This is a genomic window from Enterobacter sp. UPMP2052 (assembly GCF_053709675.1).
In genome coordinates this window covers 2,169,243-2,182,474 of record NZ_JBSKJR010000001.1, presented here as the reverse complement: position 1 = coordinate 2,182,474, position 13,232 = coordinate 2,169,243, and the positions used below count along the sequence as shown (strand labels likewise).

General features: G+C 53.5%; 12 protein-coding genes and 1 pseudogene. 5 read left to right on the top strand and 8 right to left on the bottom strand.

Going from position 1 to position 13,232, the window contains the following annotated elements:
• Positions 1–386: 386 nt before the first annotated feature.
• Positions 387–1,022: a helix-turn-helix transcriptional regulator gene (locus ACWKX3_RS10155; RefSeq protein WP_454541671.1), complete on the bottom strand. Its 636-nt coding sequence runs from the start codon at positions 1,020–1,022 to the stop codon at positions 387–389.
• Between the two features lie 637 nt (positions 1,023–1,659).
• On the opposite strand from ACWKX3_RS10155, the gene ACWKX3_RS10150 reads away from it, so the two are divergent.
• The gene (locus tag ACWKX3_RS10150; protein WP_454541694.1) at positions 1,660–2,550 is read left to right on the top strand and encodes an oxidoreductase; all 891 of its coding nucleotides are present in this window, start codon (positions 1,660–1,662) and stop codon (positions 2,548–2,550) included.
• 40 nt (positions 2,551–2,590) lie between these two features.
• Here ACWKX3_RS10150 and ACWKX3_RS10145 read toward each other — a convergent pair whose 3' ends face one another.
• From ACWKX3_RS10145 to ACWKX3_RS10130, 4 genes and pseudogenes are all read right to left on the bottom strand, one after another.
• Complete coding sequence (locus ACWKX3_RS10145) at positions 2,591–3,025, bottom strand: hypothetical protein (RefSeq protein WP_454541670.1); 435 nt, start codon at positions 3,023–3,025, stop codon at positions 2,591–2,593.
• A complete protein-coding gene (locus tag ACWKX3_RS10140) occupies positions 3,022–3,378 on the bottom strand; it encodes a tlde1 domain-containing protein (protein ID WP_014830982.1) in 357 nt (118 codons plus the stop codon). Before ACWKX3_RS10140 ends, ACWKX3_RS10145 begins: the two co-directional genes overlap by 4 nt.
• 10 nt (positions 3,379–3,388) lie before the next feature.
• The gene (locus ACWKX3_RS10135; protein WP_454541669.1) at positions 3,389–3,880 is read right to left on the bottom strand and encodes an Hcp family type VI secretion system effector; all 492 of its coding nucleotides are present in this window, start codon (positions 3,878–3,880) and stop codon (positions 3,389–3,391) included.
• Positions 3,881–4,311: 431 nt separating this feature from the next.
• A pseudogene (locus ACWKX3_RS10130) lies at positions 4,312–4,449 on the bottom strand (YbdK family carboxylate-amine ligase); the annotation flags it as partial.
• Between the two features lie 440 nt (positions 4,450–4,889).
• Here ACWKX3_RS10130 and ACWKX3_RS10125 point away from each other — a divergent pair.
• Together ACWKX3_RS10125 and ACWKX3_RS10120 are read left to right on the top strand one after the other, a co-directional pair.
• On the top strand, positions 4,890–6,398 hold the full coding sequence (locus tag ACWKX3_RS10125; protein WP_454541668.1) for a sensor domain-containing diguanylate cyclase: 1,509 nt from the start codon (positions 4,890–4,892) through the stop codon (positions 6,396–6,398).
• 73 nt (positions 6,399–6,471) lie between these two features.
• Positions 6,472–6,789 carry a YebG family protein gene (locus ACWKX3_RS10120; RefSeq protein ID WP_006177030.1) on the top strand — a complete coding sequence of 106 codons (318 nt, stop codon included), beginning with the start codon at positions 6,472–6,474 and terminating at the stop codon, positions 6,787–6,789.
• A gap of 109 nt (positions 6,790–6,898) precedes the next feature.
• Here the strand turns inward: ACWKX3_RS10120 and ACWKX3_RS10115 are convergent, their stop codons facing one another.
• From ACWKX3_RS10115 to ACWKX3_RS10105, 3 genes are all read right to left on the bottom strand, one after another.
• Entirely contained in the window at positions 6,899–8,731 is a 1,833-nt protein-coding gene (locus tag ACWKX3_RS10115; RefSeq protein WP_400443012.1) for a glycoside hydrolase family 15 protein, read from the bottom strand.
• A gap of 246 nt (positions 8,732–8,977) precedes the next feature.
• A complete protein-coding gene (locus tag ACWKX3_RS10110) occupies positions 8,978–9,565 on the bottom strand; it encodes a DUF4142 domain-containing protein (RefSeq protein ID WP_006177033.1) in 588 nt (195 codons plus the stop codon).
• Between the two features lie 200 nt (positions 9,566–9,765).
• On the bottom strand, positions 9,766–10,647 hold the full coding sequence (locus ACWKX3_RS10105) for a LysR family transcriptional regulator (protein ID WP_006177034.1): 882 nt from the start codon (positions 10,645–10,647) through the stop codon (positions 9,766–9,768).
• 103 nt (positions 10,648–10,750) lie between these two features.
• Between ACWKX3_RS10105 and budA the strand changes: the two genes are divergently transcribed.
• Positions 10,751–11,530: an acetolactate decarboxylase gene (budA, locus tag ACWKX3_RS10100; RefSeq protein ID WP_072208916.1), complete on the top strand. Its 780-nt coding sequence runs from the start codon at positions 10,751–10,753 to the stop codon at positions 11,528–11,530.
• A 12-nt stretch (positions 11,531–11,542) separates the two neighbouring features.
• Positions 11,543–13,222 carry an acetolactate synthase AlsS gene (gene alsS / locus ACWKX3_RS10095; protein WP_400401916.1) on the top strand — a complete coding sequence of 560 codons (1,680 nt, stop codon included), beginning with the start codon at positions 11,543–11,545 and terminating at the stop codon, positions 13,220–13,222.
• Positions 13,223–13,232 lie beyond the last annotated feature (10 nt).

Genomic DNA, 13,232 nt, shown 5'->3' with positions numbered 1-13,232 from the left:
CTGAATTAATTTGAGCACAAAATATCAGCCTTCTCTTTGGTGTCAAATTGAGACTGATAGTACATTCCCGCGAACGCTTACCTGAATAGAGCTGTATTTTCGAAATTAGCCAATGCATGAACTTTAATGACAAATAATTACACAGGGTAAAAATTTTTTTGCGTGCTGTTGAAGAACAATTTAACTATAGCCGCCATAGTGTTTTTTTGTCTACGTCATCCTATGATGAGTTTGTAAAAGCTATTATTAATTAAAGGTTTGGATGGGCATTAGACTAAGCCAGTCTGCGGACAATAATTTACGTTTATATTACTTAATATCGTTAACGGAACGTCAATGGACGGCAATATTATAACCGCCGAAACGGTTATCTTGCTACCCTTCCGTTAACCACAGCCAAGTTGTGTGTAGAGTTCTTGTAAACTTTTAACACCGGCTTTACGGTACAGGCGAGAGCGATGCGCATAAATCTGTTTGACATTCATCTTGAGCATCTTCGCCATCATCGGAGGCTGAAAGCCATTCATAATAAGGCTCAACAATAATGCCTCATCATGGCTTAAATACTGATGTATTTGCTGTACGGAGGGCATTTGACCGGACAAGGTTCTGCGGGTAATCTCAAGCAAGCGCGAGCATGTTTCGTCCAGGCTTGCATGGCTGGATAAAAAAAGAGGAACTTCGTTATTATAATCATGAAGTTTTGAAATAAAGGTAATGCCATCAAATAACCCGAGAATAGCGTCAACCGAGCGATCTTTTTTGCTGGCAACACAAAGCCTTGGGTCGAAATCTGTAATCAGTATGTTTCCCTTTCCTTTCGTGATTTTGTTGTTATTGAGATCTTCAATGCTATTTACGCATATTACGTCATAAAACATTGAGTTTTCACTCAGCAGTTTCGGGGTGATGGAAGCCATGAGCGCTTTCAACCCATGAAAGAGATAATGGTTGAGCGTGACAACTACAATCGTGCTATTACCTAAAGGACTTTGATTTTTATTATTTTTACAGTCGTACATGGTCGCTACCTTCCTGGTACTAAAAGAACTATCAACTCTCTGTGGATCTTGTTATCTGTCAGCCTGCATTTCATTGAATTTGCATTACTCTGCATGGAATAATTATGGGGTTTTTCGAATGAAAGTAAACGCATTGGAAAAGAGTTGTTATATTTTCAGATTATAATTTGTTTTTTTTAAATATTAATTGTGCGTTGAATATGAAGGTTGGCAGATCGCGACAATAAGTATAGTGGTAGATTTTGATAATTTAGTGGGAATGCAGTCTTATTGGTTTTTAATTTCACATAGTATATGTTTTATAGTGCTTTTTTCTAAATGTTTAATTAATGTAATGGAAGTGTATGAACACCTGGGGTGAGGTTTATTGTCCGTTAAATTAGGAATTTTCAGGCGTCTTAAAAGCGTAATGTAGGTGCTTTCGCTACATAAAACGTTTTCTGCATAGTACTAACGACACCTTATACAACACTCCTTCTGAGCAGAGTGCTCTGCTGCATCACTGAGGACTGCGCTGCCCGGTCGACTGTCTGGCACATGCGGGTGGCTGTTATGTGTTAAGTAGAGACAACGGGCGTGGCGTGCTCGTCTCAGGGTGGTATAACTGATAGCAGGCTTAGCAAAAGGGGAGTGAATGATGACCGACTATCCAACCATTGCGCTGATAGGTCCCGGTGCGATTGGGACGACCATTGCCGCGGTATTGCATGACGCGGGCCGCACGCTGCTACTGTGCGGGCGCACCGCGCATCCTGAACTGCGTTTGCGCTACGACGAAGGTGAAACAGTCGTGCCCGGTCCGGTATTAACCGATCCGAGCGTCATCACGCGCCCCGCCGATCTTGTTTTTGTGGCGGTTAAAACGACGCAAAATGTCGACAGCGCCGGATGGCTGCGCGCGCTGTGCGATGAAAACACCGTTGTCTGCGCCCTGCAAAATGGCGTGGAGCAAAAGACCCAGCTTGAGCCTTTGGTCAATGGCGCAACGGTGCTGCCGTCGGTGGTCTGGTTCCCGGCGCAGCGCGAGCCGGATGCCTCCGTGTGGCTGCGCGCCAAACCGCGCCTGACGCTGCCGGACCTTCCGCAGGCGCAGCGGGTGGTAGAGGCGCTTCGCGGTACGCGCTGCGTGGTTGAGCTTTCGGAAGACTTCGCCACCGTCGCGTGGCGTAAGCTGCTGCAAAACGCGGTCGCCGGGCTGATGGTGTTGTCCAACCGCCGCGCCGGAATGTTCAGGCGCGAGGATATCAGCGAACTTGCGCTGGCCTACCTGCGCGAGGGGGTTGCAGTCGCCCGCGCCGAGGGGGCAAAGCTGGATGATGACGTGGCGCAGGAGATACTGGTGAACTTTCAGCGTGCGCCGGTGGATTTGGGCACGTCGATCCTTGCCGACCGTCAGGCAGATCGCCCGATGGAGTGGGATATCCGCAACGGCGTGATCCAGCGCTACGGCCACAAACACGGTATTGCGGTGCCAATCAGCGATGTGGTGGTGCCGCTGCTGGCGGCGGGGAGTGAAGGGCCGGGTTGAGGAGCGAAGAAAGATCCGGCCGTTGTGCGCTGGGTAACGCTTACTTAGCCTGACGGGCTTTATCTGCTTTTAGCTCTTGCATGGTTGCCTCCAGGATCCAGAGGCACTGAGCACCCTCAAACGTTTCCAGCAGCGCCTGCCGGGTGCGCTGATAGAACGCATCGATTTCAGCAGGGGATTTCTCTAAAGGCGGGGTGCAGACGATATCGCTGCCGACCATGTGCGGCCACTTTCCGGCGTCAAGGGTGCGTAGCGCTTTCAGCGTGGCGTTGGTGTTTGCTGTGAGCGCTGCGGCAAGCGCATCCTCCAGCTGCTGCGCCTGGTTACCATCAGCCGTGGCTGCCAGCGCTGGGGCTTGCTCAATCCAGCGTGTATCTCCTGATGCGATTCCCTTTAGTGCTGAAGACCAGTCAGTGCTGGCTGCAATGGCTGGGACAGTAAGAGCACAAAGTAGCAGAGCGATCGGGTATTTCATCGCACCACCTCAAGCTCACCGCCGTCGCGAAGTATCTTACGTCTCGTTGACGGTGAAAGGATAATGCATCCCTCGGACGCAAAACCGGCGGGACCATATTTGTGATCACCATGAATACGGAATTCTGAGCGACCAAAACTTTCTCCCGAGGTTTGCTCAAGAATGATGGTAATTGGTCCTTTTGAATTCGAATGACCTGCAATTTTATACGTCCCGCGAGGTAATGGCCCCAGGCCCTTCACATGCTGACGGTCTGGGTTGTTTTTATTCGTCAGAGCGCCGGAGTACCCGGTCTCAATTAATTTGCCGTCTTTATACATCTTGCCGGTAGACTGCTCATACTTCCATCCCATATCGTTCTCCTTATGCTGTCTTACGCTCATTCCAGCTATCTGAATGCATGATGTTACCGTCGACATAGCGCCAGGTAATTCTTTCGTACAACAGTTCCACAAGTTCCAGATGATTATGTTTCTCATAGTCAGGGTCTTTAATGTCAAGCATCATTGGGCAGACGCTGACGATCGTCACGCCCTCCATAAGCGTGGAAAAATATTCCACTTCCTGACCTGCATCGTTGATATGGTAAAATTTAATCTCTGCAGACTTAAGCTTCTGGCCCGTGCTGACAGCCTTGTACAAGTAGGGGCTGGAGGCATCAATCTCTTTATCGAAAGAAAAGGGGGAATGGACGCGAATACCGGTCGCCTTGCCGTTATGCTTGTCGGTGGGCTGCATCACGCCGTGATTGAATCCGATAACCTCGATACTTCCTTCACGACCGTATATATCGACAGAGCCTTTGATGTCGGCACCACCGTCGTCTTTAAGCCATAAATAAGCGGGAATAGCCATTTTTTTGAAACTCCGTTTAAGAAAATCCTAAAAAAGACCTATAATTCAGTTTTTTCACGTAACGAGCACAACGCTAGCGCTTACAAAATAATGCGTCAATTTATGTACGGTGTGGATATAAAAAGATCTGCGTTTTCGTTGACGTAAATTAAGAAATGATGGGGTCTTAAGGTTTGGAACGGGTTTATTGTTAATGAATAGTACGGTGGTTTTACTTAATTCTTGATTAAGTCAATGTTAATTGAATATGTAATAAATAGTGGGGCGGTTATTAGATTTATAGTAATTTGACGATTTATTAGATGATTAAAAGCACATAACGGCTTGTCGAAATACCCGCCATCCCTTGGCGATACGCCTGAAAACGGTTGAAGCAGTACAGCAGAAAATTCTCCTCCTGCTGCTTTTATGGACGGGTGGTTTGCTGCCAGTGTGATGTCGTGCTCAACGGCGGCGATAAGGGCGGAGGAGTCCTGGCTCAGGTCGTAGCCCGGCGGGTTGACCACCTGGCGTTCAAGCTCAATGCCAGGAGTGTAAGGATCAGAGGAAAGAAAGTCGGGTAAAGGCATGGCGTACGCCGTTGTCTGGTTTTCAGTGAGCATAGACAACCAAGCCGTTTGCCTTAGCAACGTGCTGGCACGCTCCCGCGCAGAAGCGGCAAAACCGTAAACAGAGTTGATATATTTCGTCTGTTTTTTAACCCAGGAAAACGATTGCAGAAAAATTATGGCCTTTAATCACGAACGGCTAAGCGCAAAATTTATCAATTTCACCTTTTAAATCTAAATAGCTAACGATTTATGAACAAATAAATTACCTAGTACATCAAATTAAAATAGTCATCTAAATCAATTAGTTTGGTGAATGATTAAAAAGCGTCAACCGGCGGCGTGGGTTGGATATTGACTCTTAAATTTACCTTTTGTAATGTGCTGACGCAATACGTCACTGCGTATCGCCATTCCCTTCGAATTTAGTAAATTTAACGATTTTGCTATGAAATAATATAATGAAGAACAAGCTTAACTTTACCAAGCCATTAAATCTTATCTTTATGGGCATCATCATCGCCCTTGTTGTTATCTGCTTATTTGTCACTCGAGGACAATGGCGAGAAATCTACGACTCTTATCATGATAACAATGAAACGCATTTGCATAATATCAACAGCTATTTAAACGATATCTTTGATAACTACAAATATTCTCTGTATGGCGTGGTGAAATCAACGACCGGTCTGTCAATGGCGTCGCCTGAGCAAAAAATCAAATTACGTAAAAGATTAATGGACCAGCTGTACTCCATTCCGCATATCAGCGGCATCAGCCTGGGCGACCTTTCCGGTAATTATATTCGTGTTCCCCAGCCCGGAGTTAACCCGGAAGAACTGGCGAACTTCGACCCGCGCACGCGCCCGTGGTTTAGCAATCCGTCCAACAACTCCAATGAGATTGCGTTTACGGACCCGTACAAAGATTTAGCGCTAAAAAAGAAAATCATCTCGCTCTCCCTGCCTGTACTGGATGAGAACTCCACCACGCAGGGCGTTATCGCGCTGGATATCGACTACACGTTTTTGCTCGGCTTTTTTAATCGTCTGGAGCATCCGGTGGAAGGTTCGGTGTTCATTCTTACCAGCAACGGCCAGGAGGTTCTGAAAGACATCAGCCTGCAGTCGCCTGAAATCATCAAAAAGATCTTTAATAAAGTCAGCACCAGCGATGGCTATTTTTATCTGGAAGACAATGATTCATATTACTACCATAAAACCTTAAGTAACCCGGACTGGGTCATTTTTTATCGGGTCAGTAAAGAGAAGCTCGACAACATCGTGTTGAATGAAACGCTCAGAGTGACCTACGGGGCAACGTTTGCGCTCATTATCGCGCTGTTTGCCTGGTGGATTATCAATACCAAAATTAATAACATTTACTTAGCCATTGCCAATGGCCTGCGTTATGGCGACCTGAAAAATAAAAAAGCCTCAGATATGCTTTTGGATGAAATTAAGCATACCGCTGAGCATATCGTGCATATGACGGAAGAGGTGCAAATAGATGGCCTGACCGGGCTGCTTAATCGCCGGGCGTTTGATAAAGACCTTAAACGCGTTAACGCGTCTGAAGATTGCTTTATTGCCATGGTGGATATCGACAATTTCAAATCCATTAATGATACCTACGGCCACCAGACGGGCGATGCGGTGTTAAAAAGCGTGGCAACGCTTGGAATGATTCATGAGAGTGAAGATATCACCCTGTATCGCTACGGCGGGGAGGAGATCGCCGCGATCATGAAAGGGGTCACACGCGACGAGGCCTTCACGATTATTGATGCATGGCGAAGCGACGTTGAGAAACGTAAGTATCGCGAGCCTGGCCTGAAAACCACCTTCAGCGCAGGCCTGTGCGACATGGCGGGCGGTACCGCAAGCGAAGCCTTAGCGAAAGCCGACGCGTTACTGTACGCGGCCAAACGCGCGGGTAAAAACCGGGTCTGTACCCGCGTTGATTCCTGAGGTCAGCACATTTTAGCTGCAACAAAAATCCGGAACTGCTATACTGTATATAATTACAGTTTGGAGGTGCAGAATGGCTGTTGAAACAAAATTCGTTGTCGTTAGAAAAGGTGAAGAGAAAATGACATTTGCCAGTAAGAAAGAGGCTGACGCTTACGACAAAATGCTCGACATGGCAGATGCGTTCACCGACTGGCTGTTACAAAGCGAAATGCAGTTGGATGAAACCCAGGCTGAAAATCTGGGGCTGTATCTTGCCGAGCAGAAAGAGGCCGTGCAGCATATTCTGCGTACCAGCAAGCTGCCCGATCTGAAGGCGGCCACTGCAACAGATAACCCCGAGTCAGAGGCGGCTGGCAGTAAAAAAATCAGAGCCGTGAAAGCAGCCTGAGCGCCAGACCAAAACGCTGAACCTGCCGCCGCGAGCTGTTAACCGCTCGCGGCGTTTTGTTGCGCGCCGGGAGCCACCACGGCGTTGTCTGCGCCCGGCATGACGTCGGTTAATCGGAACCGTGATGCTCGCTGATGGCCTGCGCCGCGCAGATAAGGGCGAGATGGCTCAGCCCCTGGGGCATATTGCCCACCCATTCGCCGGTGCGGGTATCAAACATCTCATTGAAGGTTTCGACATTGCCGCGATGGCACAGCGTCTTCAGAATCTCCTCCATGATCTCTTCGGCCACCGCCGGATCGCCCATCGACGCCCAGGCCTCTGCCAGCCAGAATGAGCAGGCGATAAAAGTGCTTTCCTCCTGCTCAACGCCGCTGTAGCGGTAGACCATCGCGCTGTTATGACCCAGCTCGCGCGCAATAGCCCGATAGGTCAGCTTCATGCGTTTCGGGTTGACCTTCACACCGTAGCGCGAAACCAGGGCAAGTGAGGCGTCCAGCTTCCCGCCGTCCCCCACGTAAAAGCAGTAGGACTGATGGGCTTCGGACCAGCAGTGCTCTTCAACCCAGTCGCGGATGCGGTCCCGCTCGCGTTTCCAGCGGGCCTTCCAAGTGGGTTCGATGTGGCTGGCCTCCGCCAGCACCACGGCGCAGTCCAGCGCCAGCCAGCAGGACATTTTGGAATGGGTGTAATGCTGCTCGTCCGGCAGCTCCCAGATCCCGGAGTCCTTCATGCGCCAGCGGTCGGCGCACTGATTGGCAAGGTGCCCGAGGAAGCGTGACGTGCCCGTATCCAGAATATGGCCCGCCTCAACAAACAGCTTTGCCACCCCAAGCATATCGGCATACATGCTCAGCTGGCGCTGGTTGCGGGCGTTATTGCCAATGCGCACCGGCTGCGAATTGCGGTAGCCCTGCAGTTCTGCGTACTGCTCCTCCGGGACCAGCTCGCCTTCGAGGGTGTAACAGGCCCGCATCTCCGGGCCGTGTTTGATAATGGTTTTCGACAGCCAGGAAAATGCTGCCTTACACTCTTCAAGCGTGCCCAGATAGGTAAAGGCTTTAATGATCAGGCAGGCATCTCTGACCCAGGCAAAGCGATAGTCATAGTTTTTTTCGCCGCCGATCCCTTCCGGCAGGGAGGTGGTGGCCGCTGCGGCCAGCGCGCCGGTTGGCGAATACCAGAGGAACTTCAGCGCCAGCGCAGAGCGGATAACGTGATCTTTGTACAGACCGTCATATTTAAGCCCGTTCACCCAGTCCTGCCAGGCGGTGTGGCTGGTTTCGATGCGGTTATCAATAGCCTGAATGTCCGGCACGGCCAGCGGTTCGCTCTGGGTCACGAGCAGGGCGACTACCTCCCGGCTTCCCTTCTTCAGGGTGATCTCCGCTTCGATCTCCTCGTCATCGGCACGGGTGATGACGACGTTTTCGCTGGTGTGCAGCATCGCCATGAGATCGCCGATATGGTAAACGCTGCCCTTAAAGGTGTCTGACCGCCAGGGCGATCGCGTTTCGATCATCGTGCCGAACCGCAGATGCAGCCGGAAAGGGACAGTCCCGCGCACGCCCTCGAGCCGCCGCGCCAGTTCACTCCAGGGCAGGCGTCCTGCCAGGGTGCTGTTGATCGATTCCGTTAACAACACCGCGCCGTCATCCGTCTCAAAGCGGGTTTCCAGCACGTTGCTGTCCTCGCGATAAGCGCGGGTGACGGTGTAATCAACCGCAGGTGTCAGGCTGAAAAAGCCGCCAATGGTCGGGTCCAGCAGGCGATCAAAAAGGGGCGGCGAGTCGAGATTCGGCGCCCCCCACCAGTCGATCGAGCCATCCGGCGCGATGAGCGCCACGGAGCGGCCCTCGCCGATCGCGGCATAATCCCCCAGACCAATAAACCCTTCCTCGCGTAACGGCATTGTGTATTTTGCATTTTTCAAATGAGTCATCCCTTATGTCCGGCACAGCAGACCGCGTTGTCGTCACGTTGTGATGGTGCCCATAAAGCCTGGCATACTGTGATGGATATCGCGCTTTCAGGAGGAGGATTTGAGCATTGAGCGGGGTGGAGAAGGGGAGAAGACAGCATGTACCCCGGGCCTGGCGATAGCCAGAAGCGGTCCTTCGCATTGTGCGCGCCATGCTGCCTGGTGGGCGTTCAGGACGCAGCACCCTGCGCCCGGTGAGCGACCCGTTTACTTATCTGCGGACAACTTCATCTTTTCTGCAGACTCGAGATGCTGCTCAACAACCGGGGTGTGCGCGTCGGCCAGAGCCTTCACGTCCGGGTCCTTGATATTTTTGGCGTCGCTCTGCAGTTTTGACAGCACCATCTTGTGGTCTTTGGTACCGGCGTTTTCCATATACATTTTGTCAAAGGCGTTGCCGCTCTCTTTTTCCAGCTTGTCGGCCATCGCCTTGTGGCTGGCATCTGGCTCGGTTGGCAGGGTGACGCCTTTTTGTTTAGCGACCGTCTCTACTTTTTCCAGCGCGCTGCCGTGATCGTCAACCATCTTCTGCGCGAAGGCTTTCACCTCGCTGCTCTGGGCCTTGTCCAGCGCGATTTTGGCCGCGGCGACCTCATTGATATTGGCCTGCGCCATGTCCTTGAGCGCTTTTTCGTCACCGGAACTGAGCTTAGCCATCGATCCCGTTGAGCTGGTCTGGGCGGAGGCGTCACTCTGCGCGGCGCTCGTTGTCTGGGCATACGCGCCGAAAGTGCTGAACATCGCGGCTACAGTTGAGGCAACGAGCAGCCCTTTTACGGTTTTACACTTTTGCATGTCGTTCTCCTGATGGTCATGGGTAGGGTTGATGTCAGGTAAAGAGTCGTGCAATGGTCAGTATAGTGTATTGACAGGGGGCGGCAGCAGATTGCGCTTTTATCCTGGTAGAAGGGCGGAAGAAATGACTGATGCAGGGGAGCTTTCGCCATGCCCGATGCGGCGAAACAAACCCAGCTCATGCAAGCGCCGCACCGCCGTTACGCCGCGCTCAGCATCGCCAGGAATCGTTTTACCGTGCGGGAACGTTCAAACCGCCGCCAGCAGATGGCGATATCAGTAAACAGGTCGGGGGTGGTCAGCGCGTGATAGGTCACATCCGGCGGAGAAATTGCCGCCATTGACTGTGGCACCAGCGCGAATCCGCCGCCTGCCGCAACCATACTCAGGGAAGAAGAGAGCTGCGAGGCCTGCAGCGTGGTGTGCATATTGATGCCCGCGCGTGCGCAGTAGTTGTAAACCCGATCGTACAGCCCCGGCGCGACCTCCTGCGGAAACAGAATCACCGGCGTGTCCCGCAACGCCTCCAGCGCCAGCGCATCACGGTCTGCCAGCGGATGGGCGCGATGCAGCGCCACCACCATCGGCTCCCGATCGAGGATTTTCAGGTCAAACGCCTTGCTGCTGTCGCACGGCAGACGCACGAAGGCGATATCCAGCTCCCCCTCCGCCAGCATCGCCATCAGCGATGCCATATTGGCTTCCACCTGGTGAACCGTCACCGCCGGGTTCTGCACCTGATACTGGCGGATCAGGGTGAAGATTTTGGGGTGAAAGGCATCTGAACTGGTGATGCCAATCGACAGGCTGCCGTTCAGCCCGCGTGCGATCCCCCGTGCTTTTTCCAGCGCGGCGTCGCTCATCGCCAGAATTTTACAGGCGTCCTCGTAGAAGGCTTCCCCCGCCTCGGTCAGCTCAACGCCGCGCGTGAGCCGCCGGAACAGCGGGGTGCCCACCTCCTCCTCTAGCCGCTTGATCTGCTGACTCAGCGGAGGCTGCGAAATGCCCAGCGCGTTGGCCGCTTTGGTGAAGTGTCGCTCGCGTGCAACCGCGACGAAATAGCGCAGATATCGAAGTTCCATATCAAAAACGTCTCAAACCAGCATGGTTTCTATATTGGAACTCTCTGCTGAATCGGGTCAACATTTATTTAACCTTTCTAATAAAAGTTGAAGAGGACGCATGATGACTCATTCATCTGCCTGCGACTGTGAGGCCAGCCTGTGCGAAACCCTGCGAGGGTTCTCTGCGCAGCATCCTGACAGCGTGATCTATCAAACATCGCTCATGAGCGCCCTGTTGAGCGGCGTTTATGAAGGGGAGACCACAATAGCCGATCTGCTCCGGCACGGCGACTTTGGGTTAGGGACCTTTAACGAACTGGACGGTGAAATGATTGCCTTCAGCAGCCAGGTCTACCAGCTGCGCGCCGACGGCAGCGCCCGGGCCGCGAAGCCCGAGCAAAAAACGCCGTTCGCGGTGATGACCTGGTTCCAGCCGCAGTATCGTAAAGTCTTTGATGCGCCCGTGAGCCGTCAGCACATTCACGACGTCATCGACCAGCAAATTCCCTCCGATAACCTGTTTTGCGCCCTGCGTATCGACGGCAATTTTCGCCACGCGCACACCCGTACCGTGCCGCGCCAGACGCCGCCGTACCGCGCAATGACCGACGTGCTGGACGACCAGCCGGTGTTCCGCTTTAACCAGCGCAAAGGCGTACTGGTCGGGTTCCGTACGCCGCAGCATATGCAGGGCATCAACGTGGCGGGCTATCACGAGCACTTTATCACCGACGACCGCCAGGGCGGCGGTCATCTGCTGGACTACCAGCTTGAAAACGGTGTGCTTACCTTCGGGGAGATCCACAAGCTGATGATTGACCTGCCCGCCGACAGCGCGTTTTTACAGGCCGACCTTCACCCCAGCAACCTTGATGCAGCGATCCGTTCCGTCGAAAACTAACAGGAGAACACCGTGAACAGTGATAAACAGTCACGTCAGTGGGCGCATGGCGCCGATATGATTGTCGCCCAGCTGGAAGCGCAGGGCGTGAAGCAGGTTTTCGGCATCCCAGGCGCAAAAATCGACAAGGTTTTTGATTCTCTGCTCGACTCCTCCATTGAGATCATCCCCGTTCGTCATGAGGCAAACGCGGCGTTTATGGCCGCGGCGGTCGGGCGTCTTACCGGCAAAGCCGGGGTGGCGCTGGTCACCTCCGGGCCGGGCTGTTCGAACCTGATCACCGGTATTGCCACCGCGAATAGCGAAGGCGACCCGGTGGTGGCGCTGGGCGGAGCGGTGAAGCGTGCGGACAAAGCGAAGCTGGTGCACCAGAGCATGGACACCGTCGGCATGTTCAGCCCGGTCACGAAATATGCCGTTGAGGTGAACTCGTCCGAAGCCATTGCCGAAGTGGTCTCAAACGCCTTCCGCGCCGCCGAGCAGGGCAGGCCGGGCGGAGCGTTCGTCAGCCTGCCGCAGGATATTGTCGATCAGCCCGTTACCGGGGCGATTTTACCTGCCAGCACCGCCGCGCTGATGGGGCCGGCACCGGCGTCTGCCATTAACGACGTGGCGAAGCGTATTCAGAGCGCCAAAAATCCGGTGATCTTGCTGGGCCTGATGGCCAGCCAGCCCGCCAACAGCGCCGCGCTGCATAAGCTGCTTGAGAAAAGCCGTATCCCGGTCACCAGCACCTATCAGGCCGCCGGAGCGGTAAATCAGGAGCACTTCACCCGCTTCGCGGGCCGCGTGGGTCTGTTTAATAACCAGGCGGGCGACCGGCTGCTGCATCTGGCGGATCTGATCATCTGCATCGGCTACAGCCCGGTAGAATACGAGCCGTCGATGTGGAACCGCGGCGACGCGACCCTGGTGCACATTGACGTGCTGCCTGCCTATGAAGAGCGCAACTATGTGCCCGACCTCGAACTGGTGGGGGATATCGCCGAAACGCTGAACCTGCTGGCCAGCCGCATCGATCACAAGCTGGAACTCAGCCCGCGCGCGACCGAGATCCTCGTCGATCGCCAGCATCAGCGCGATCTCCTCGACCGCCGCGGCGCGTCGCTTAACCAGTTTGCCCTCCATCCGCTGCGCATCGTGCGCGCGATGCAGGACATCGTGAATAACGACGTGACGCTCACCGTTGATATGGGCAGCTTCCACATCTGGATCGCCCGCTATCTCTACAGCTTCCGGGCACGTCAGGTGATGATCTCCAACGGCCAGCAGACCATGGGGGTGGCGCTGCCGTGGGCGATTGGCGCCTGGCTGGTCAACCCGGGACGCAAGGTTGTTTCCGTCTCCGGCGACGGCGGGTTCCTGCAGTCGAGCATGGAGCTGGAAACCGCCGTGCGCCTCAACGCCAACGTGCTGCACATCATCTGGGTGGATAACGCCTACAACATGGTGGCGATCCAGGAAGAGAAAAAATACCAGCGGCTTTCCGGCGTCGAGTTCGGCCCGGTCGATTTTAAAGCCTACGCCGACGCCTTTGGCGCGAAGGGCTTCGCCGTCGAGAGCGCAGACGCGCTGGAGCCGACGCTGCGTGCAGCAATGGATGTCGAGGGGCCAGCCGTGGTGGCGATCCCCGTCGACTATAGCGATAACCCGCTGCTGATGGGCCAGCTCCATCTCAGCCAGATTTTGTGAATCACGATAA

Bases quoted from the DNA above. Each gene is read 5' to 3' on its own strand.
- ACWKX3_RS10155 (WP_454541671.1), bottom strand. From the start codon at position 1,022: ATGTACGACTGTAAAAATAATAAAAATCAAAGTCCTTTAGGTAATAGC.
- ACWKX3_RS10150 (WP_454541694.1), top strand. From the start codon at position 1,660: ATGACCGACTATCCAACCATTGCGCTGATAGGTCCCGGTGCGATTGGG.
- ACWKX3_RS10145 (WP_454541670.1), bottom strand. From the start codon at position 3,025: ATGAAATACCCGATCGCTCTGCTACTTTGTGCTCTTACTGTCCCAGCC.
- ACWKX3_RS10140 (WP_014830982.1), bottom strand. From the start codon at position 3,378: ATGGGATGGAAGTATGAGCAGTCTACCGGCAAGATGTATAAAGACGGC.
- ACWKX3_RS10135 (WP_454541669.1), bottom strand. From the start codon at position 3,880: ATGGCTATTCCCGCTTATTTATGGCTTAAAGACGACGGTGGTGCCGAC.
- ACWKX3_RS10125 (WP_454541668.1), top strand. From the start codon at position 4,890: ATGAAGAACAAGCTTAACTTTACCAAGCCATTAAATCTTATCTTTATG.
- ACWKX3_RS10120 (WP_006177030.1), top strand. From the start codon at position 6,472: ATGGCTGTTGAAACAAAATTCGTTGTCGTTAGAAAAGGTGAAGAGAAA.
- ACWKX3_RS10115 (WP_400443012.1), bottom strand. From the start codon at position 8,731: ATGACTCATTTGAAAAATGCAAAATACACAATGCCGTTACGCGAGGAA.
- ACWKX3_RS10110 (WP_006177033.1), bottom strand. From the start codon at position 9,565: ATGCAAAAGTGTAAAACCGTAAAAGGGCTGCTCGTTGCCTCAACTGTA.
- ACWKX3_RS10105 (WP_006177034.1), bottom strand. From the start codon at position 10,647: ATGGAACTTCGATATCTGCGCTATTTCGTCGCGGTTGCACGCGAGCGA.
- budA (WP_072208916.1), top strand. From the start codon at position 10,751: ATGACTCATTCATCTGCCTGCGACTGTGAGGCCAGCCTGTGCGAAACC.